General features: G+C 68.7%; 12 protein-coding genes. 4 read left to right on the top strand and 8 right to left on the bottom strand.

Annotated elements, in window-relative coordinates:
* From KHO22_RS21855 to KHO22_RS21865, 3 genes are all read left to right on the top strand, one after another.
* Positions 1 to 1,231: coiled-coil domain-containing protein (locus KHO22_RS21855; RefSeq protein ID WP_476728697.1), on the top strand; the 1,231-nt coding region annotated here is incomplete at its 5' end.
* The gene (locus tag KHO22_RS21860; protein WP_211949268.1) at positions 1,228 to 1,878 is read left to right on the top strand and encodes an OmpA family protein; all 651 of its coding nucleotides are present in this window, start codon (positions 1,228 to 1,230) and stop codon (positions 1,876 to 1,878) included. The genes KHO22_RS21855 and KHO22_RS21860, both read left to right, overlap by 4 nt.
* Positions 1,871 to 2,527: a DUF2894 domain-containing protein gene (locus KHO22_RS21865; RefSeq protein WP_211949269.1), complete on the top strand. Its 657-nt coding sequence runs from the start codon at positions 1,871 to 1,873 to the stop codon at positions 2,525 to 2,527. Before KHO22_RS21860 ends, KHO22_RS21865 begins: the two co-directional genes overlap by 8 nt.
* 116 nt (positions 2,528 to 2,643) lie before the next feature.
* On the opposite strand, the gene KHO22_RS21870 is transcribed toward KHO22_RS21865, so the two are convergent.
* The 5 genes from KHO22_RS21870 to KHO22_RS21890 all read right to left on the bottom strand — a co-directional run bounded on the left by KHO22_RS21870 (position 2,644) and on the right by KHO22_RS21890 (position 12,299).
* Entirely contained in the window at positions 2,644 to 3,522 is an 879-nt protein-coding gene (locus tag KHO22_RS21870) for a lipid A biosynthesis lauroyl acyltransferase (RefSeq protein WP_211949270.1), read from the bottom strand.
* Between the two features lie 191 nt (positions 3,523 to 3,713).
* Positions 3,714 to 4,736, bottom strand: coding sequence for a Bug family tripartite tricarboxylate transporter substrate binding protein (locus KHO22_RS21875; RefSeq protein WP_211949271.1), 1,023 nt, complete (start codon positions 4,734 to 4,736; stop codon positions 3,714 to 3,716).
* A 45-nt stretch (positions 4,737 to 4,781) separates the two neighbouring features.
* Positions 4,782 to 7,244 (bottom strand): CaiB/BaiF CoA-transferase family protein, encoded by a 2,463-nt coding sequence (locus KHO22_RS21880; RefSeq protein WP_211949272.1) that lies wholly within the window; start codon positions 7,242 to 7,244, stop codon positions 4,782 to 4,784.
* Positions 7,245 to 7,288: 44 nt separating this feature from the next.
* The gene (locus KHO22_RS21885) at positions 7,289 to 10,606 is read right to left on the bottom strand and encodes an acetyl-CoA carboxylase family protein (RefSeq protein ID WP_211949273.1); all 3,318 of its coding nucleotides are present in this window, start codon (positions 10,604 to 10,606) and stop codon (positions 7,289 to 7,291) included.
* Positions 10,607 to 10,751: 145 nt separating this feature from the next.
* Complete coding sequence (locus KHO22_RS21890; protein ID WP_211949274.1) at positions 10,752 to 12,299, bottom strand: acyl-CoA carboxylase subunit beta; 1,548 nt, start codon at positions 12,297 to 12,299, stop codon at positions 10,752 to 10,754.
* A gap of 176 nt (positions 12,300 to 12,475) precedes the next feature.
* Between KHO22_RS21890 and KHO22_RS21895 the strand changes: the two genes are divergently transcribed.
* Positions 12,476 to 14,218, top strand: coding sequence for a sigma-54 interaction domain-containing protein (locus KHO22_RS21895; RefSeq protein ID WP_211949275.1), 1,743 nt, complete (start codon positions 12,476 to 12,478; stop codon positions 14,216 to 14,218).
* A 70-nt stretch (positions 14,219 to 14,288) separates the two neighbouring features.
* On the opposite strand, the gene KHO22_RS21900 is transcribed toward KHO22_RS21895, so the two are convergent.
* The 3 genes from KHO22_RS21900 to KHO22_RS21910 form a co-directional block, all read right to left on the bottom strand.
* Positions 14,289 to 15,266, bottom strand: a complete 978-nt coding sequence (locus KHO22_RS21900) for a Bug family tripartite tricarboxylate transporter substrate binding protein (RefSeq protein ID WP_211949276.1) — start codon at positions 15,264 to 15,266, stop codon at positions 14,289 to 14,291.
* 121 nt (positions 15,267 to 15,387) lie between these two features.
* Positions 15,388 to 16,638 (bottom strand): CaiB/BaiF CoA transferase family protein, encoded by a 1,251-nt coding sequence (locus KHO22_RS21905; RefSeq protein ID WP_211949277.1) that lies wholly within the window; start codon positions 16,636 to 16,638, stop codon positions 15,388 to 15,390.
* A gap of 87 nt (positions 16,639 to 16,725) precedes the next feature.
* Positions 16,726 to 18,837, bottom strand: a complete 2,112-nt coding sequence (locus KHO22_RS21910) for a 3-hydroxyacyl-CoA dehydrogenase NAD-binding domain-containing protein (RefSeq protein WP_211949278.1) — start codon at positions 18,835 to 18,837, stop codon at positions 16,726 to 16,728.
* Positions 18,838 to 18,852 lie beyond the last annotated feature (15 nt).

Below are 18,852 nucleotides of genomic sequence, written 5' to 3' on the forward strand. Positions count from 1 at the left end.
GACGCTGCGCGCGCAGATGGAGCAGGCCAGCGCCAACGCCGCGGGCCATCAGCAGCAGATCACCGACACGCTGGCGCAGACCGCGCGCGATATGTCGGCGGAAGCGCGCACCCACGCCAGCAGCACCATCGCCGAGATCGACCGCCTGGTCCGGGCGGCGGAACTGGCCCCGAAGGCCGCCGTCGCGCTGCAGGAAGAACTGGCCTCCCGCGATCAGCAGCGCCTGGCCGCATGGACCGAGGCGCTGGCCGGCATGGCGGCGACGCTGCGCGCGCAGATGGAGCAGGCCAGCGCCAACGCCGCGGGCCATCAGCAGCAGATCACCGACACGCTGGCGCAGACCGCGCGCGCGATGTCGGCGGAAGCGCGCACGCACGCCAGCAGCACCATCGCCGAGATCGACCGCCTGGTGCAGGCCGCCGAGCAGGCCCCCAAGGCCGCCGTGGCCCTTCAGGCCGACATGGCCGCGCGCGACGAGCAGCGCATGACCGCCTGGACCGAGACGCTGGGCACCATGGCCGCATCGCTGCGACAGGAATGGGAGCAGGCCACGACGCAGACGACCAGCCGCCAGCAGGAAATCTGCGACACGCTGGCGCAGACCTCGCGCGAGATTACGGCCCAGACGCAGGCACAAGCCAGCCACACCATCGCCGAGGTCTCCCGCCTGGTGCAGGTCGCCACCGAAGCGCCCAAGGCCGCGGCCGAGGTCATCGCGGAACTGCGCCAGAAGCTCACGGACAGCATGGGGCGCGACAACGCGATGCTCGAAGAGCGCGGCCGCCTGCTGGAAACGCTGGGCACGCTGCTCGATGCGGTCAACCATGCCTCCACCGAGCAGCGCGCGGCCGTCGACAGCCTCGTCGCCACCACGGCCGACCTGCTCGATCGTGTCGGCACGCGCTTCCACGATCAGGTGGAAGCCGAAACCGGCAAGCTCGCCAGCGTGGCCGCGCAGGTCACGGGCAGCGCCGTCGAAGTGGCCAGCCTCGGCGAGGCACTTGGCGTGGCCGTGCAGATGTTCAGCGCGTCCAACGACAAGCTGATGGCGCACCTGGAGCGCATCGAGACCGCGCTCGACAAATCCATGGTGCGCAGCGACGAGCAGCTTGCCTACTACGTGGCGCAGGCGCGCGAGGTCGTCGACCTCAGCATGCGCTCGCAGAAGCAGGTGCTTGACGACCTGCAGCAGCTTGCCGGGCAACAGGCATCCAACGCAGAGGCGGCATGAGAGACGACGACATCGACGCAGGGGTCGAGCCGTCGGTGCCGACCTGGGCCGTCTTCGGCGACCTGATGTCCGTGGTGCTGGGGGCGTTCGTGCTGATCCTGCTGGGCGTCATCGGCGCGCAGATGGAACTCACGTCCAGGCTGGAGAAGGAAGCGAGGCAGCGCCAGGAAGAAATGCAGCGCCGAGAGAGTCTGGAAAAGGCGCTCGCGGCGCCGCTGGCCGCCGGCCGCGTGACGCTGGTGAACGGCCGCATCGGCATCAATGGCAACGTGCTGTTCGCGCTCAACTCGGACCAGCTCCAGCCGCAGGGCCGTGACGTGCTGAAGAGCCTGGCCGGCCCGCTGTCGGCCTACCTGCGCTCGCGCGACGAGATCCTGATGGTGAGCGGCTTCACCGACGACCAGCAGGTGCGCGAACGCAACCGCCGGTTCGCCGACAACTGGGAACTGTCCGCCCAGCGCGCCCTGACGGTGACCCGCGCCCTGATCGATGCGGGCATTCCGGCCGCATCCGTGTTCTCGGCCGCGTTCGGTGCCGAGCAGCCGGTGACGTCGAATGCCGACGAGGCCGGCCGCGCCCGCAACCGGCGCGTGGAGATCGCTCCCGTTCCGCGCGTATCCATGGGCACGGGGAAGCCGCATGGCTAGCGACGCCGTGCTCGACACGCTGGCCGCCTGGCGCGAGAGCGGCGCCGACCGCGTCGACCCGGTCCGGTTCCGCCTGATCGAAGCGATGGCACGGCGTGCGGCTGGCCACAGTGGCGACGCACGCAGCCTGCTCGACGGCAGGCTGTCGGAACTGGTCAGGGCCTACGGCGATACCGTGGGACACGCAGCGCTGCGGGACGCCGGCGATGCGCCGCACCCCGGGCTGCCGGCGCGCGGCACGCTGGCCGAGGTGGTCGACTACATCGCGAGCCAGGCCCCGTTGCGCGATGCCACCGCTGCCCCCGGCGCGGCGCCGCGCAGCGCGCCACGCGACAGATGGCGCGTCGAGCCGAAGCTGATCGACTATTTCCGGGATACCTGGACGCGCGTCAGCGCGAGCCAGCAGTTGCAGCAGTCGCTGGAGCGGGTGCCCGAGCACGCGGGGCCGCTCAATTCCAGCCATCTCGTGCATCGCTCGCTGACGCTGATGCGCGAGATGTCGCCCGCGTACTTCGAGCAGTTCCTGTCTTACGTGGATGCGCTGACGTGGCTGGAACAGATGCATGGCGGCGGCGCCGCGGCCGTCAGGGAAGCGCCGCGCGCCGGCGTGGTGAAGAAGGTCGTTCGCGCCAGGACGACGCGCAAGTAGGCGGGCGGCACGCAAGCGTTGACTGGCGCCCATGACGGAACGCAGTGGTTCCGTCATCCATGTATCCCGGATAAGGCGGATAAGCGCGACTCACGCGGCTCCGGCTCCGGCGCGCCTCAATAGATCCTCGCTTCCCCCGCGGGCCGGTTCTTGAAGCGGCGGTGCACCCAATAGTACTGCTCGGGATTTCGCAGGATCTGCGTTTCGAGAAACGCGTTCATCTGCGCCGCGTCGGCCGTCACGCAGGCAGACGGAAAACCCTGCAGGGGCTTGAACACCCGGAGCTTGTAGCCGCGATAATCGGGCAAGACCTCGGTTGTGAATGGCACCACCTGCGCACCTGTTACCCTGGCGAGACGGGACACCGAGATCAGTGTGCAGGCCGAGACGCCGAAGAACGGCACGAAGACGGAGTCCTTCAGGCCGAAGTCCATGTCAGCGGCAAGCATGACCGGCACGCCCTTGCGCAATGACTGGATGACCTGCCTGGCGCTGTCGTTGCGCGGCACCATGACCGCGCCAAACCGCTCGCGCTGCGTTCTGGCAATGTTTTCGAGCGCCCGGTTCGACATCCGGGTGTAGAGCGACGTCACGGGGTTGGCCATCGAATAGAACATGCAGCCGGCTTCGATGGCGACGAAGTGGAAGCCGAGGAAAATCGTCGGCGTGCGCGAGCACGACGACAGGTCGATCTCGGATTCCAGTCGCATGAGGCCATTGAGGCGCTCGCGGTCACCAAACCATTGCACGCCTCGCTCGACGTAGCTGCGCATGACGTGGCGAAAATGCAGCCGTGCCAGGCCGCGCCGTGCGGCATCGGTCAGGTCGGGGAAACACAACGACAGGTTGGTATGGACGATGTCCCGCCTGCGGCTCGGGATGCAGTAAAGCAGCCCGCCAAGTGCTGCGCCAATGCGGGCGGACCATCGATACGGCACTGCGGCGAAAGCCTTGAGCAGCAGGGTAAGCAATGCCGCAATGAGGCTGTCGATCATGAGGGGGAGATAGCGGCGTCGCTGGCACGCGGCCGGACGACTGGCATGGGAGGACCTGCACTGTAGCACGCCGGCCGGATTCGCTGCGGCAATCCGTCAGCCCGGGAGGCGGCCCGGGAGGGAGCCCCGGGTCGCCGATGGCAGGCGCAGCCTTCTGAAGCCGCCGCCCGCCGTGCATTGCCGCAGCGCCATCAGTCCAGCGTGATGCCTTCGCGCTGGATCACCGCGCCCCAGTTCGCATCCTCCTTCTCGATGCGCTTCGCGAACGTGGCGGAATCGATCATCACCACATCGCCCTGCTGCCCGAGGGCCGCCTTCGCCTTGCTGTCCTCAAGCATCCCGTGCGTGATCGCATTCAGCTTCTGAACGATCTGCGGCGGCGTGCCGGCGGGGGCGAGCATGCCGATCCAGAACGTCACGTTGAACGGCGCAATGCCGAGTTCTTCGAGGGTCGGCACATCCGGCAACTGCGTCATGCGCTTCGATGAACTGACGGCGAGCGGCTTGAGCTTGCCGACCTTGATCTGCGGCAGCGCGGTCCAGGTGTCGAAGGCGGTCTCCAGCTCCCCGCTCATCACGGCCATCTCCGCCTGCGCGGCGGACTTGTACGGAATATGCGTCGTCCTGATCTTCGTCCGGTTGTTCAGCATCGCGAAGCTCAGGTGCGCGATATTGCCGGGGCCCGCCGAGCCGTAGCTGATCTTGCCGGGATTCTGCGCCGCGAACTTGACGAGGTCCGGCACCGTGCCGACGGCGTTCTTCTGCGACCACTCCGGGTTCGTCACGAGGATGAATGGCGCCTCTAGCACGAGCGTGACCGGCGTGAAGTCCTTCGGCTTGTAGTTGCTCTTCTTGTAGACCTGGTGGTTGATGGTGATGCTGCTGGAATTGGTGACCAGCAGCGTGTAACCATCCGGCGCCGCCCTGGCGGCCTCGGCCACGCCGATCAGCCCGTTCGCGCCGGCCTTGTTGTCCACGATCACGGACTGTCCGAGCGACTTGCTCAGGTGCTCGGACAGGACGCGCGCCACGGTGTCGGTGAACGATCCCGCCGGGAACGGCACGATCATCCGGATCGGCTTGTTCGGCCAGTTTGCGCTCTGCGCGGCGGCCGGACCCGACATGGTGCAAGTCAGCGCGACCAGCGCGGCGACGGCGAGTCCGAACCGGCCCGCGGCCCGCTGGCAGCGTGAAGCAATGTTGCGTTCCTGCATGCTTGTCTCCTGTTCCTGCTGATAGTTCGTGAAAGGCTGGTTGACCTATGCGGCCTTGCCCGATGACCTGGGCTGCGCCGTCTTGCCGGTAATTCCCATGCGTTCAAGTTCCGCGATCCGCGCCGCGCCGAGTCCCAGCACGCAGGCCAGGACTTCTTCGGTGTGCTGGCCCAGGGTCGGCGCCGCGTTGCGGATCGGCATGGCTTCGTTGCCGGTGCGGAACCATGCGGTGCTGGCGGTGTACGTGCCGCTGTGCGCGCGCTCCAGGCCGCGCCAGAATCCGCGTGCGCGCAGGTGGGCGTCCTGGAGCACCTGCGACATCGGACGGACCACGCCAGCGGCGATGCCGGCCTGCTGCAGCAGGCGCATGGCGTCTTCCGGATCGCGCGCGGCGGTCCACGACGCGATCGCCGCCTCGATCCTGTCCTGCTGCGCACGACGCCCTGCGGCATCGGCCAGCCGTCGATCGTCGCCGAGGTCTCCCCTGCCGATCGCGCGGCACAGTCCGGGCCAGTCCGCATCCGTGGCGGTCAGCACGATCCACGCGTCGTCGCCAGCGCAGCGGAAGCAGCCATGCGGTGCGTTCACGGGATGGCGATTGCCCTGGCGCGGCGCGACCGCGCCCGAAACCGACTGTTCGATGATGAACGGCGCCGCCATCGGCAACATGGCTTCGACCTGCGACAGATTGAGATGCCGGCCCTTGCCCGTCGCCTGCTGCGCGAACAGCGCCAGCAGCATCGCGGCCCCCGCATTCAGGCCACCGACCGGATCGCCGTAGGCGTACGAGGTCATGGCAGGCGGCCCGTCCGGGTGTCCGGTGTGGAGCGGCAGCCCGCTGGCCTGCTCGAGCGTGCCGCCATAGGCGCGCGTGTTGCTCCACGCGTTGCCCAGCCCGAAGGCCGGCATCGACACCATGACCAGGCGTTCGTTCACGGCGCGCAGTGCCTCGTAGTCGAGGCCGAGCTTCGGCAGGACCTCGGCCGAGTAGTTCTCGATCACCGCGTCGGCGCGTGCCACCAGGTCGAGCAGCAACTGCCTGCCTTCGGGCCGCGTCAGGTCCAGCGTGATGCCGAGCTTGTTGCGGTTCATCAGGTTGAAGTTGGAGTTCTTCTCGTACAGCCGCTCCCGATAGAATTCCTCGGTGAAGTTGGCGCCGCGCCACCAGTCCGGATAGCCCGTGCTCTCGACCTTGATGATCTCCGCGCCGAAATCGGCCAGTGTCCGCGACGCGAGCGGCCCCGCCCAGCCCATCGTCAGGTCGATGACGCGAACGCCCTGCAGCGGGAGTTCCGCAGAGGACGTCCTCCTGAGCTGCCGGCGCGGGTGGTGATCCAGTCCGGCGGCCCGGTAGAAGGCATCCTGCGCGCCCTTCACCGGTGCCGGACCGCCGAGCAGCGGCCCCGCCGCATCGAGGCGCAGCGGCACGACCGGGCCTTCGAATGCAATGCCTCCGGCTTCGACCGGCACGAACGCATTGCGCTGGCGATGCACGTCCTGCCGCAGCAGTTCCTCCATGGTCGGCACGATCACCGTCGGATGCTTCTTGTCGCCGAGGATCTCGAACCACTCCCTGGCCGTGCGCGTCCGGAACGCGGGAATGAGCAGCGCGTCGATCTCGTCCGCCCGAGCCATGCGTTCCTGGCCGTTGGCGAAGCGCGGATCGCTGCCCAATTCGGGACGCCCGATGGCTTCGCACAGTGCCTTCCACTGCGGCAGCGTGTGCGTGAAGATGCCGATCCAGCCCTGCGCGGTCTCGAAGATGCCGGCCGGATGCGTGCCGCAGAAGCGGTTGACGCCAAGGCGCCGCAGCGGGTGGCGCTGGTCGGGCACCATGCCGGCTTCCATCTCGACCACGCTGAAGATGCACTCATGCTCGCTCAGCACGTACCGGCGGCTGCCTTGACCGCTGCCGATCAGGCCTGCCACCGCGGCCGAGAATGCGGTCAGGCCGACGACGATCGCGGTCTGCACATCATGGGGCATGTGCGGAGGGCCGTCTGCCGGGCCGCTTCCGTGCACCGCGCCGGCAAGGGCCCGGCACATGGCCTCCCCGCCCGCATACTCGCTGTAGGGCCCGCTCTCTCCGAACCAGGTGAGGGCCACCTCGACCGGCTCATGCCCGCCGTCCGCGCCGGACCAGACCGGCGTGGCGAGGATGCCCGCCCCCCCGGTCAGTGCGCGCGCGTCGAGCACCACGTCGCAAGTGCGCGCGAGCTGTGCAAGCCATGCGCTGTCGTCCACGCTTGCCACATCGGCGGTGACGCTGCGCTTGTTGGTGTTCAGCCACGCGAACAGCGCGCTGTCCGGCTGCGCCGCGCCGGGCACGCTGACCATCGGCGGCATCTGCCGCCATGCATCGCCCGCAAGGCTTTCGACCTTGATGACTTCGGCGCCGAAGTCGGAGAACAGCTTGCCCGCGTACGCCAGCGCCGGACCGGCGCCGATTTCGAGTACGCGCAGCCCGCCCAGCGCGAGCTGCGCCGGATCAGGACCTTTCATGATCATGGAAACTCCCTGGCTGTGATGGACGGATCTCGCTGCGCCGGCGCTTACCACGCATCGACGAACGCGCGGCGCTCGCGGCGGCTGCGCACCTCGGCCGACGCAATGCCCTGTGCGATCCATTTCCGCGTCTGGGCCGGGTCGATCACGGCATCGATCTCCACCGCCGCGGCCGTGTTGATCGCGTGGCCGCGTTCGTACGACTGCGCGACCAGCTTGTCGAACAGCGCCTTGCGTTCGGGGCCGTCCGGCACCGCTTCGAGTTCCTTCCTGAAGCCGAGCCGGACGGCGCCTTCCAGGCCCATCGGGCCGAATTCGCCGGTCGGCCACGACACGGTGAAGTTCGCCGAGCGGAAGCCGCCGCCCGCCATGGCCATCGCGCCCAGGCCATAGCCCTTGCGCAGCGTCACGGCCAGCAGCGCGACACGCAGCTTGGCCGCCGTCAGGAACATGCGCGACACATGGCGCACCTGCGCGCGGGCCTCGCACTCGGGCCCGACCATGAACCCCGGGGTGTCGACCAGAGAGACGATCGGCAGCCCGTGCGCATCGCACAGTTGCATGAAGCGCGCGGCCTTGTCCGCGGCATCCGCGTCGATGGCGCCGCCGAGGTGATAGGGGTTGTTGGCCATGATGCCCACGGGCCGGCCTTCCACGCGCGCCAGCGCGGTGTGGATACCCGCGCCGAAGCCGCCGCGCAGCATCAGCACGCTGCCGGCGTCGGCGATCCCCTCGATGGCCTTGCGCGTGTCGTACACGCGCAGCCGGTTCTCGGGCACGACATGGCGCAGCGCCAGCGGGTCGGGCGCGCTCCAGTGTTCGACGCGCCCCTGGAACATCGACAGGTAGTGCTTCGCCACCTGCACGGCTTCCGCCTCGTTCTCGACCAGCACGTCGATCACGCCATTGGCGAACTGCACCGGCGCGGGACCGACCTCTTCAGGGCGGAAGATGCCGAGACCACCGCCTTCGATCATCGCCGGGCCCGCCATGCCGATATTCGCCGACTTGTCGGCAATGATCACATCGCAGCAGCCAAGGAACGCGGCGTTGCCGGCGAAGCAGCGGCCCGACACGATGCCGACCACCGGCACCTCGCCGCTGAGCTCCGCGAAGGCGGCAAACGACGGCTGGTAGAGCCCGGACACCGAGGGGAAATCCACGTCGCCGGGCCGCCCGCCGCCGCCTTCGGCGAAGAGCACCAGCGGCAGTTCATCGCGCAGCGCCACTTCGACGATGCGGTCGGTCTTGATGTGATTGCGCTTGCCCTGCGTGCCCGCGAGCACCGTCGCGTCGTAGGCCATCACCGCGCTGCGTGCGCGGTCCGTGCCGACGAGCGCGCCGTTGATGTTGCCGATGCCGGTGATCAGTCCGTCCGCCGGCGTGTTGGCGATAAGGTCCTCTTTCGTGCGGCGGGTCGACTGCGCCGCGAGCGCCAGCGCGCCGTATTCCACGAAGGAATCGGCGTCGCACAGGTCGGCGACGTTCTCGCGGGCGGTGCGCTGGCCGCGCGAGCGGCGCCGGGCGACGGCGTCGGGCCGTGCGGCGTCTTCGAGGATGGCATGCCGGTCCAGCACGCGCTGCAGGTCCGCCCGGATCGCGTGCGGATCGGCTTTCTGGGCCGCTGCAACGGACACGCCATCGGCCTCGACCTGCTCCAGCACGATCAGGATCTGGCCTTCGGATGTCAGCGCGCCCTTCTCCAGCCGCAGGTCGACCACGCGTCCACCGCATGCGGCCGCGATCGCGTGTTCCATCTTCATGGCGTCGAGCACCGCCACGGTCTGCCCTGGCTTGACGAGGTCATCGAGCCCGACGGAGATCTCGACCACACGGCCCGTCAGCGGCGCACGGATCGCGACCAGCCCTTCCTCCACCTCTTCCTCGGGTTCGGACGCGCGTGGCGTGTGCGCTGCCGCCGGGCGCGCGGCACCGCCGAGCAGCGCCTCCTGCGCACGCCCGGCTTGTGCAATGGCTTCGGCCGATGCCGCCAGCTCGGGCAGGATCGCTTCGAAGTGCCGCGTATGCACGTCCTGCGCGAGGAAGTCGTCGCGCTGCACCAGCGCGCGCAGCAGATCGATATTGGTCGGCACGCCGACGATCCGGAACTCCGCAAGGCTGCGCTGCAGGCGCCGCACGGCGGCGTCGAACTTCGGCGCGGCGCTGGTCACGATCAGCTTGGCCAGCAGGGTGTCGAAGTTCGGCGATGGCTCGTAGCCGGTGTAGCCATGCGAATCGACGCGCACGTCGGGGCCGCAAGGCGGGTCGAAGCGCTCCAGCCGGCCATGCGCCGGCCGTGCAAGGCCCTGTGCATCGGTAATCTCCGCGTTGACACGGACCTGGATCGCATAGCCCTTCGGTTGCGGGGGCGTGGCCGCGTCGAGGCCAAGCTCGCCGAGCGTGCGCCCCGCTGCGAGACCGATCTGCAGCGCGACGAGATCCACGCCGGTGACCTGCTCGGTGATGGTGTGCTCGACCTGCAGGCGCGGATTGGCCTCGATGAAGACAAAGTCCTTCTGCTCGCCCGATGCGGTTTCCTCGACCAGGAACTCGAAGGTGCCCAGGCTCCGGTAGTTCACGCGGCGCGCGAGCCGCAGCGCGGCCTTGATGATCTGTTCGCGCAAGGCTGGCCGGAGCACCGGGCTTGGCGCGATCTCGACGAGCTTCTGGAAGCGGCGCTGCAAGGTGCAGTCACGTTCGCCGAGCGCGATGACGTGGGCACCGTCGCCGGCAATCTGCACTTCGATATGGCGCGCGCGGCTGACCAGCCGCTCGGCATAGAGCGCATCGACCCCGAACGCGGAGGCCGCTTCGGACCGGCAGCGCGCATACGCTTCGGCCAGCTCCTCGCGCCGCCGCACCACGCGCATGCCGCGGCCGCCGCCGCCGCCGACGGCCTTGATGACCACGCCGGCGTCGCCCTGCGCGTCGAAGAAGCTGGTGATCTCTTCGAGCGAAGCGCTGCCGCGCGTCGCGGGCATGACCGGGACGTCGCTGTCCATCGCCAGTTCGAGCGCGCGCCCCTTGTCGCCGAACAGCGCAAGCTGCTCGATGGCCGGTCCGACAAAGGTGATGCCGGCATCGCTGCACGCCTGCGCGAAATCCGCGCGCTCGCTCAGGAAGCCGTAGCCCGGATGGATCGCATCGCTGCCGGAAGCCTTCGCCGCGGCGATGATCCCCGCAATGTCGATGTAGGCGGCCGGCCCCGAGCCGTCGAGGGCAATCGCCTCGTCAGCCAGCAGGCGGTGCCGCGCGCTGGCATCGTCCTGCGAATACACCGCGACGGTGGCGATCTCGAGATCGCGCGCGGCGCGCAGGACGCGCAATGCAATCTCCCCCCGGTTGGCGATCAACAGCTTCTTCAATTCGGTCTCCTCGTTCAGATTGCGGTGTCCGAACCGCGCCGACAGCAGGCGCGGGGCGGGACGATGGTCGTTTGGCTTCTGCGGCCAGTCCAACGGTGTGGTGCCCATGCCGCGGCCACGGCCACGGCATGTCGGTGAATCGCGTTCAGGGCCGGATGCCGAACCGGCTGATGCCGGTTTCGCGCAGCGGCGCGGCCAGATTGGCGAACTCGCACAGCAGCGTGCGGGTCTCGCGCGGGTCGATGATGTCCTCGATGACGAAGGCCTCGGCGCTGCGGAACGGCGACGTCAGGCTGCGCACGCGCTGCTCGATCTCGGCGCGCTTCTGCACCGGGTCGTCGGCGCCTTCGATCTCGGCCTTGTAGGCCACCTCCAGGCCGCCTTCGATCGGCATCGCCCCCCAGTTGGCCGAAGGCCACGCGTAGCGGCAGTTGAACCGTCCCATATGCTGGTGCGCGGCGGCGGACATGCCATAGGCCCGGCGCAGGATGACCGAGCACCACGGCACGGTCGCCTGGTACACCGCGGCCAGCGCGCGCACGCCATGGCGCATGGTTCCTGCCTGCTCCGCTTCAAGGCCGATCTGGAAGCCGGCGGTATCGACCAGGTTGACCACGGGCAGGTGGAAGGCTTGCGCCAGGTCGACGAAGCGCGTGAATTTCTCGGCGGTCGCGCTGTCCCAGCCGCCGCCATGGAAATAAGGGTCGCTCGCGATCACCGCCACGGGCCAGCCGTCCAGCCGGGCCAGCCCGGTCACGATGGCGCAGCCCCATTGCCGGCCGGTCTCGAAGAAGGAGCCGTCGTCCACCAGCGCCTGCACGATCGGGCGAATCTTGTAGACGGCACGGCCATCGCGCGGAATGGCGGCGAGCAGCCACTCGTCGCGGCGCGCGGGATCATCGGTCGGCTCGGTGCGCGGCGGCAGTTCATGGACCGACGCCGGCAGGTAGGACAGGAAGCGGCGCGCTTGTTCAAAGGCCTCCTGCTCGGTGGCGACCTCGTCGTCCACCACGCCGTTGCGCGTGTGGATATGGCTGCCGCCCAGTTCGCCCTTGGTGAGCTGCTGGCCGATGCGCGCCACCACGGGCGGCCCTTCCGTGAACACCTGCGAAGTCTCCCGGACCATCACCGAGTAGTGGCTGGCGGCGACGCGTGCCGCCCCCATGCCCGCAACCGATCCGAGCGCCAGCGACACCACCGGCACCACGGACATGTTCTCCACCACGTGCTGCCAGACCTTCATGGTGGGGATCAGCGTATGGCCCTTGATCTCGATATTGCGCACCGAGCCGCCCCCGCCGGTGCCGTCCACCAGCCGGATCATCGGCAGGCGCAGGTCATGCGCCATCTTCTCGGCGTGGATCAGCTTGTCGCCCACCGCGCCGTCATTGGCGCCGCCGCGCACGGTGAAATCGTCGCCGACCAGCACGACCGGACGTCCGCCGACCTGCGCGCGGCCCATCACCAGGTTCGACGGCACCAGGTCCACCAGGCGGCCGTTGCTGTCATAGCGGCCGCTGCCGCTCAGGCCGCCGACTTCGCGGAACGATCCCGCATCGGCGATCCCGGCGATGCGCTCGCGCACGGTCAGCTTGCCGGCCTCGCGGTGGCGCGCCACCTTGTCTTCGCCCCCCATGCGCTCGGCAAGCCGCCGCCGCCAGGCCAGTTCGTCGATTTCGGGTTGCCAGGTCACGGCGTGTCTCCGGGTGGGATGGGGGCGATGTGCCGGGTTCAGTACCGCACAAGCCGTGCCAGGTTGAAGACACACCGGTCCCCTTTGATTTCATTGAGGATTCTTCTCCCGCGGTCTATGATGTCCGCCACAACGACAGAATGTGTCCATAGCAAGGACACTCACGGAGACCGTCTGTGTCCTCAGCAGCAACACAAGACACCGGCACAGCCGCCACGGTTGGCGCCGTGGTGCGCGGACCGGATGGCGGGCGCGTCGCAGCCGTCGGCGTCTGCGCCGACCCCGCCACGGCCAATGCGGCGGAGGCTGCCTGCGACCGGGCCACCGATCGCGCCAACGGCAGCCGGCTGTTTCCGGTCGACGCCGGCGCGCACCGCTACATCGGCCTGTGCCTGGAGGACGGCGGCCACCAGTTGATCCTGCTGCACCGCGCGGACACGCACGCGGTGCTGTTCGACTTCCTTTGCACGGTCCCTTTCGCCAGCGCCATCCTCGACCACTTCCTCACCGACCCGTACCAGGCCATCACCGTGGCCGACCGGGACGGGCGCGTGCGCTTCATCAGTCCCGTGCACGAGAAATTCCTGGGCCTGGACCCCGGTGAAGGCATCGGGCGCCCCGCCGCCAGGGTCATTCCGAATTCGCGGCTGCCGCAGGTCGTGGCGAGCGGCAAGGCGGAGATCGGGCAGCTGCAGCAGATGAACGGCATCACGCGCGTGGTCAACCGCATTCCGATCCGCCAGGACGGCGAGGTGGTCGGGGCCATCGGCCAGATCCTGTTCAAGGGGCCGGAGGCCATGGTCCGCATGCACGACGAGCTGACCGAACTGCGCTCGCAGGTCGAGCGCTATCAGCGCGAACTGGATGGCCTGCGCGAGCACCAGCCGGCGCCGGGCCTGATTGGCGAAAGCGCGCCGATGCAGCGCCTGCGCCGCGAAATCCAGACCGTGGCACGGCTGGACGTGCCCGTGCTGATCCTCGGCGAAAGCGGCACGGGCAAGGAGTTGGTGGCCAACGCCATCCACAGCGCGGGGCGCGAGCCGGCGGGCGAACGGCCGCTGGTCAGCCTCAACCTGGCGGCGCTGCCCGCCACGCTGATCGAGTCCGAACTGTTCGGCCACGCGCCCGGCGCCTTCACCGGCAGCCGGCGCCAGGGGCAGGCCGGCAAGCTGGAACTTGCCGCCGGCGGCACCGTGTTCCTCGACGAAGTCGCGGACATTCCGATGGAGATGCAGGTCAAGCTGCTGCGCGTGCTGGAAGACCACATGGTCGAGCGGCTCGGCAGCCGGCGCGCGCAGCGGGTGGACTTCCGGCTGATCTCGGCGACCAACCGCGATATTCCGGCGCTCATCGATGCCGGGCGCTTCCGGCTGGACCTGTACTACCGGCTCAGCGGCGTGGTGCTGCGCATTCCCGCGCTACGGCAGCGGCGCGAGGACATTCCCGCGCTGCTGCAGCACTTCGTCAGCGCGTTCTGCGCCCGCAACGGCGTGCCTTTGCCGAAGATCGATCTTGATGTGGCGCGTCACCTTGCGGGCCAGCCCTGGCCCGGCAATGTGCGCCAGTTGCGCCAGCGCATCGAGGAAGCGCTGGTGTTCTGCGATGGCCGCACGCTGCGCGTCGTGGATTTTGCGCGCGGCGAAGCGGCGCGCGGGCTGGTCGGCGTGGAGAGCGAACCGCCCGTGCATCCGCTGGCGCGGGCCTATTCGCACGAAGACGCGGAAGCGGGCACCCTGCCTGCCGCGGCAGCGGCGCCCTTGCCAGTGAACGAGACGTCTGCGGGAATGAGCGAGCTGGCCTATGCGGCGGTGGTCGACGCGATCGCCCGCCATGGCGGCAACAAGAAGCGTGCCGCCGGGCAACTGCGGATCTCGCGCTCGCATCTGTACAAGATCCTGGAGCGCGGGCCGGGGCGGTGAACGCCCGGGAATGATGAGCGCCAGCCACGCCGTTGCGGCGCGGCCGGCGTGGTGACACTTGCGGTGAAACTTACTCGACCGCGATCCCCTTCTCGCGGATCACCTTGCCCCACTTGGCGTAATCCTGGCGGATACGCTGGCCCATCTGTGCCGGAGCCTGGTAGCTGGCAATGGCGCCGGCCTTCAGCAGCTTGTCCTGGACATCCTTGTCGGCCAGGATCTTGCCGACTTCGGTCGAGACGCGGTCCACCACGTCCTTCGGCGTTCCCGGCGGCGCCAGCAGGCCGCCCCACGACACCGCGTCATAGCCCTTGAAGCCTTGCTCGGCGATGGTCTTGACGTCCGGCAGCATGGCCACGCGCTGCGGCGAACCGACGGCGATGGCGCGCAGCTTGCCCGCCTGAATGTGCGGCAGCGCGGCGACGAGGTCGGCGTACATGATGGGCACCTGGCCGCCGATGGTGTCGCTGATCGCGGGCACGCCGCCCTTGTACGGCACGTGCTGCATCTCGAAGCCGCCCATCTGCTTGAGCAGTTCCATGCTCAGGTGGCCGAAGCTGCCGGCACCCGAACTGGTGTAGTTGAGCTTGCCGGGCTGGGACTTGGCCTGCGCGATCAGCTTCGGCAGGTCCGTCACGTTCGGCAGCAGCGTGGGGTTCACCACGATCACGATGGGCAGGTCATAGACCGTGGCCACCGGCGTGAAGTCCTTGAGCGTGTCGTAGCCGGCCTTCTTGTACAGGTGCGGCGCGAGCAGCGTGGGCGTGGCCAGCATCATGAACGTGTAGCCATCGGGCGCGCTCTTGGCCACCTGCGCGGCTGCGATGGAACCCGATGCACCGGCGCGGTTCTCGACGATCACGGGCTGCTTGAGGGCCTCGCCCAGCTTCTGGCCGACGATGCGCGACGCGGTGTCCGTCGGGCCGCCCGGCGGGAAGGGCACCACGAGCTTGATCGGCTTGCTCGGCCACGCCTGTGCGAACGCGCTGCCGATCAGCAGCGGTGCGGCGGCCAGTGCCAGGATGGCACGACGGCGGGAGTGGACCATACGGGTGAAATTTCGAATGCGCACTTTATTGTTCCAGTTTGAGTCAGTGCAAGGTCTCCAATGGGCCCCCTTGCCAGGCCTGGCCGCGCCAACTCTCATGACGTCCGCGCGGCGCGAATGCTCAGGCGTTGCCCGGTGCCTCCGGCAGCGTCAGCACGCCACGCGCCTGCAGGTCCTGCAGTTGCTCGTCGCTCAGTTGCAGCAGGTTCTGCAGCACGGCACGCGTGCCCTCGCCCAGCGTCGGCGGCGCGCTGCGGATCGGCAGGCGCTGGCCGTCGATGCGGTACGGCGGCGCGAACACATGCGTACTGCCCGCCACCGGGTGCGGCATTTCGCGCAGCAGGCCGCCCTGGCGGGTCCGCTCGCTGGTCAGGGCTTCGTGCAGGCCGGCCACCTTGCCGCACGGAATACCGCAGGCCGTCATGCGTTCGAGCAGCAGGTCGCGCGCAAAGCTGTGGATCAGGCCCGTGATCAGCGGGGTCAGCGTCTCGCGGTTCTTCGCCCGCTCGACATTGGTCGCATAGCGCGGATCCTCGACGATGTCCGGGCGCTCGATCACCTGGCGGCAGAACTTGTCGAACTGGCTGTTGTTGCCCACGGCGATGATCAGCGGACCGTCGGCGGCATCGAACATGCCGTAAGGCACGATGGACGGATGGGCATTGCCGTAGCGCGCCGGGTCGCGGCCCAGCAGCATGGCGTCCAGGCCGTAGTAGCCGGTGACCATCAGGCCGCAGTCATACAGCGCCATCTCGATCAGCTGGCCCTTGCCCTTGCGCTCGCGGCGGAACAGTGCCGCCAGCACGGCCTGGGCGGCGTACATGCCGGTCATCAGGTCGACCACGGCCACGCCGAACTTCAGCGGAGGCGTGTCGGCTTCGCCATTGAGCGCCATCAGGCCGGCCTCGCCCTGGATCACCAGGTCGTAGCCGGGGCGCTTGGCCTCGGGGCCGCTGGTGTTGTAGCCGGACACCGCGCAGTAGATCAAATCGGGCTTGATGGCCTTGAGCTGTTCAAAGCCCAGGCCCAGCTTCTCGGCGCCGCCGGTCTTGAAGTTGTGGATGACCACGTCGAACTGCGGCAGCAGGTCATAGACGATCTGCAAGCCTTCCTTGCTCTGCAGGTCCAGCGTGACAGACCGCTTGTTGCGGTTCATGCTGTTGTAGTACGTGGTCTCGGTCTTGCCGATGCGCATGCCCCAGTCGCGCGTGTCGTCGCCGCGGCCCGGGTGCTCGACCTTGACTACCTCGGCGCCGAAGTCGGCCAGGACCTGGCCGCACAGCGGCCCCGCGAACACGCGCGACAGGTCCAGCACACGCACTCCCTCCAGCGGGAAGTCGATGCCCCGGGATTGTTCCGTTGTAGTTTGCATTGCTCGTCTCCATGGGCTGCGACGAGGCAGGGTTGGCCTCGTCGCAATGAACTACTTTGGCCAGGCGGGCGCCATGCGCCGCGCCTGTCAGCGGGCCTGGTTGAGGCTGGCGAAATCCTTGCCTTCCGCCACCAGCTTCTCGAGCAGCGGTGCGGGCTTCCAGAACAGCGGGTCTTCCTTGGCGAAGGTGCGGATATCTTCCAGGATAGCCGGCAGGCCGACCATGTCCGCATACTTCATCGGGCCACCGCGGAAGCGCGGGAAGCCGTAGCCGGACAGGAACGTCACGTCGACGTCGAGCGGACGCAGCGCGATGCCCTCTTCCACCACCTTGGCGCCTTCGTTGACCATGGCCGCCATGTAGCGGCGCATGATCTCCTCGGCCGTGAACTTGCGCGGCGCGATGCCCTTCTTCTGGCGCTCGGCATCGACAATGGCGAGCACTTCCGGATCGGCCTGGCCGACGCGCGCGCCTTGCGGGTAGAGGTAGAAGCCGCGGCCGGTCTTCTGGCCGAACCAGCCGCGCTCGCAGATGCGGTCGGCGACCTCGACATAGCGCGCCTTCGGGTCGCGCGTCGCGGCGCGGCGCTTGCGCGTGGCCCAGCCGATGTCGCCGCCGGCCAGGTCGGTCACCTGGAACGGGCCCATCGGGTAGCCGAAGCCGCGCACGGCCTCGTCGATCTCGTAGGGGCTGGCGCCGTCTTCCATGATGTAGTCGGCGGCCTGCTTGTAGACGGCCAGGATGCGGTTGCCGATGAAGCCGTCGCACACGCCCGCGCGCACCGGGATCTTCTTCATACGCCTGGCCAGCTCGAACGCGGTCACCACCACGTCGGGGCTGACCCTGGCCGGCACGACGATCTCCAGCAGCTTCATGATGTTGGCCGGGCTGAAAAAGTGCAGGCCGATCACGTCCTGCGGGCGCGAGATGCTGCCGGCAATCGCGTCGATATCGAGATACGACGTATTGGTGGCCAGCACGGCGCCGGGCTTGCATACGCGGTCCAGCTGCTGGAACACCGCCTTCTTGACCTCGATGTCCTCGAACACGGCCTCGATCACCAGGTCCACGTCGGCGATGGCTTCATACGACGTGCTCGGCGTGTAGCGCGCCAGGATCGCGGCCTTGCCTTCCTCGGTCATGCGGCCCTTGGCGATCAGGCCGTTGTAGACCTTCTCGACGTTGGCCTGGCCGCGCGCGATGGACTCCGCATCGCGCTCGATCATCACCACCGGCAGGCCCGCGTCCAGTGCGGCCACGGTGATGCCCGCCCCCATGGTGCCGCCGCCGATCACGGCGACGCGGTTGAGCGCGCGCGGCGCGGCGCCTCGCGCTTCGGGCACCTTGGCAGTTTCGCGTTCGGCAAAGAAGGCGTGGACCAGGCCCGCGCGCTGCGGGCTGTTCAGGCATTCGACAAACAGCGCACGCTCGCGCGCCAGGCCTTCGTCGAACGGCAGTTCCACGGCGGCGCGCACGCATTCGACGATCTTCAGCGGCGAGAACAGGCCGCGGCTCTTCTTCGCGGTATCGGCCTGCAGGGCGTCGAGTTCGGCCAGCGCGGCAGCCTTGTCGGCAATGGCCAGGTTGCGCGTGCGGCGCAACGGCGCGCCCTGCTCGAGCAGTTCGTTGACATAGGCCAGACCGGCGGCCACCGGATCCTCCCCTTCGGCCAGGCGATCGACCAGGCCGGCGGCCTGCGCGGCCCTGGCCGACAGGTGCTTGCCGCTCAGCATCAGTTCGGCGGCTGCCTTCGCGCCCATCAGGCGCGGCGCACGCTGCGTGCCGCCGGCACCGGGCAGCAGGCCCAGGTTGACTTCGGGCAGGCCCAGCTTCGCCGCCGGCAAGGCCAGGCGATAGTGCGCCGACATGGCGACTTCCAGCCCGCCGCCAAGCGCCGGGCCATGGATGGCGGCGACCACGAGCTTGGCGCTCGCTTCGATCTGGTTGCAGACCTCGGGCAGCGACGGCGGCATCGGCGGCTTGCCGAATTCGCGGATGTCAGCCCCGGCGATGAACGCCTTGCCTTCGCCCACGACCAGCACGGCGCGCACGCCGGCATCGGCCTGCGCCTGCTCGATGGCCTGCTTCAGGCCCTGGCGCACAGCCACGCCCAGCGCATTGACCGGCGGATTGCTGATGCTGATCACCTGCACGTCGCCGTGGCGGACAGCGCGGACGACGGAAGCTTCGTTGGTCATGGTTGTCTCCGGTTG

This window comes from Cupriavidus yeoncheonensis, from assembly GCF_905397275.1.
In the GTDB taxonomy this organism is placed as follows: Bacteria; Pseudomonadota; Gammaproteobacteria; order Burkholderiales; family Burkholderiaceae; genus Cupriavidus; species Cupriavidus yeoncheonensis.

What these genes read in the sequence shown, in the direction of transcription:
- KHO22_RS21905 (WP_211949277.1), bottom strand. Translation starts at nt 16,638, where the DNA reads ATGCAAACTACAACGGAACAATCCCGGGGCATCGACTTCCCGCTGGAG.
- KHO22_RS21880 (WP_211949272.1), bottom strand. Translation starts at nt 7,244, where the DNA reads ATGATCATGAAAGGTCCTGATCCGGCGCAGCTCGCGCTGGGCGGGCTG.
- KHO22_RS21900 (WP_211949276.1), bottom strand. Translation starts at nt 15,266, where the DNA reads ATGGTCCACTCCCGCCGTCGTGCCATCCTGGCACTGGCCGCCGCACCG.
- KHO22_RS21910 (WP_211949278.1), bottom strand. Translation starts at nt 18,837, where the DNA reads ATGACCAACGAAGCTTCCGTCGTCCGCGCTGTCCGCCACGGCGACGTG.
- KHO22_RS21860 (WP_211949268.1), top strand. Translation starts at nt 1,228, where the DNA reads ATGAGAGACGACGACATCGACGCAGGGGTCGAGCCGTCGGTGCCGACC.
- KHO22_RS21870 (WP_211949270.1), bottom strand. Translation starts at nt 3,522, where the DNA reads ATGATCGACAGCCTCATTGCGGCATTGCTTACCCTGCTGCTCAAGGCT.
- KHO22_RS21875 (WP_211949271.1), bottom strand. Translation starts at nt 4,736, where the DNA reads ATGCAGGAACGCAACATTGCTTCACGCTGCCAGCGGGCCGCGGGCCGG.
- KHO22_RS21865 (WP_211949269.1), top strand. Translation starts at nt 1,871, where the DNA reads ATGGCTAGCGACGCCGTGCTCGACACGCTGGCCGCCTGGCGCGAGAGC.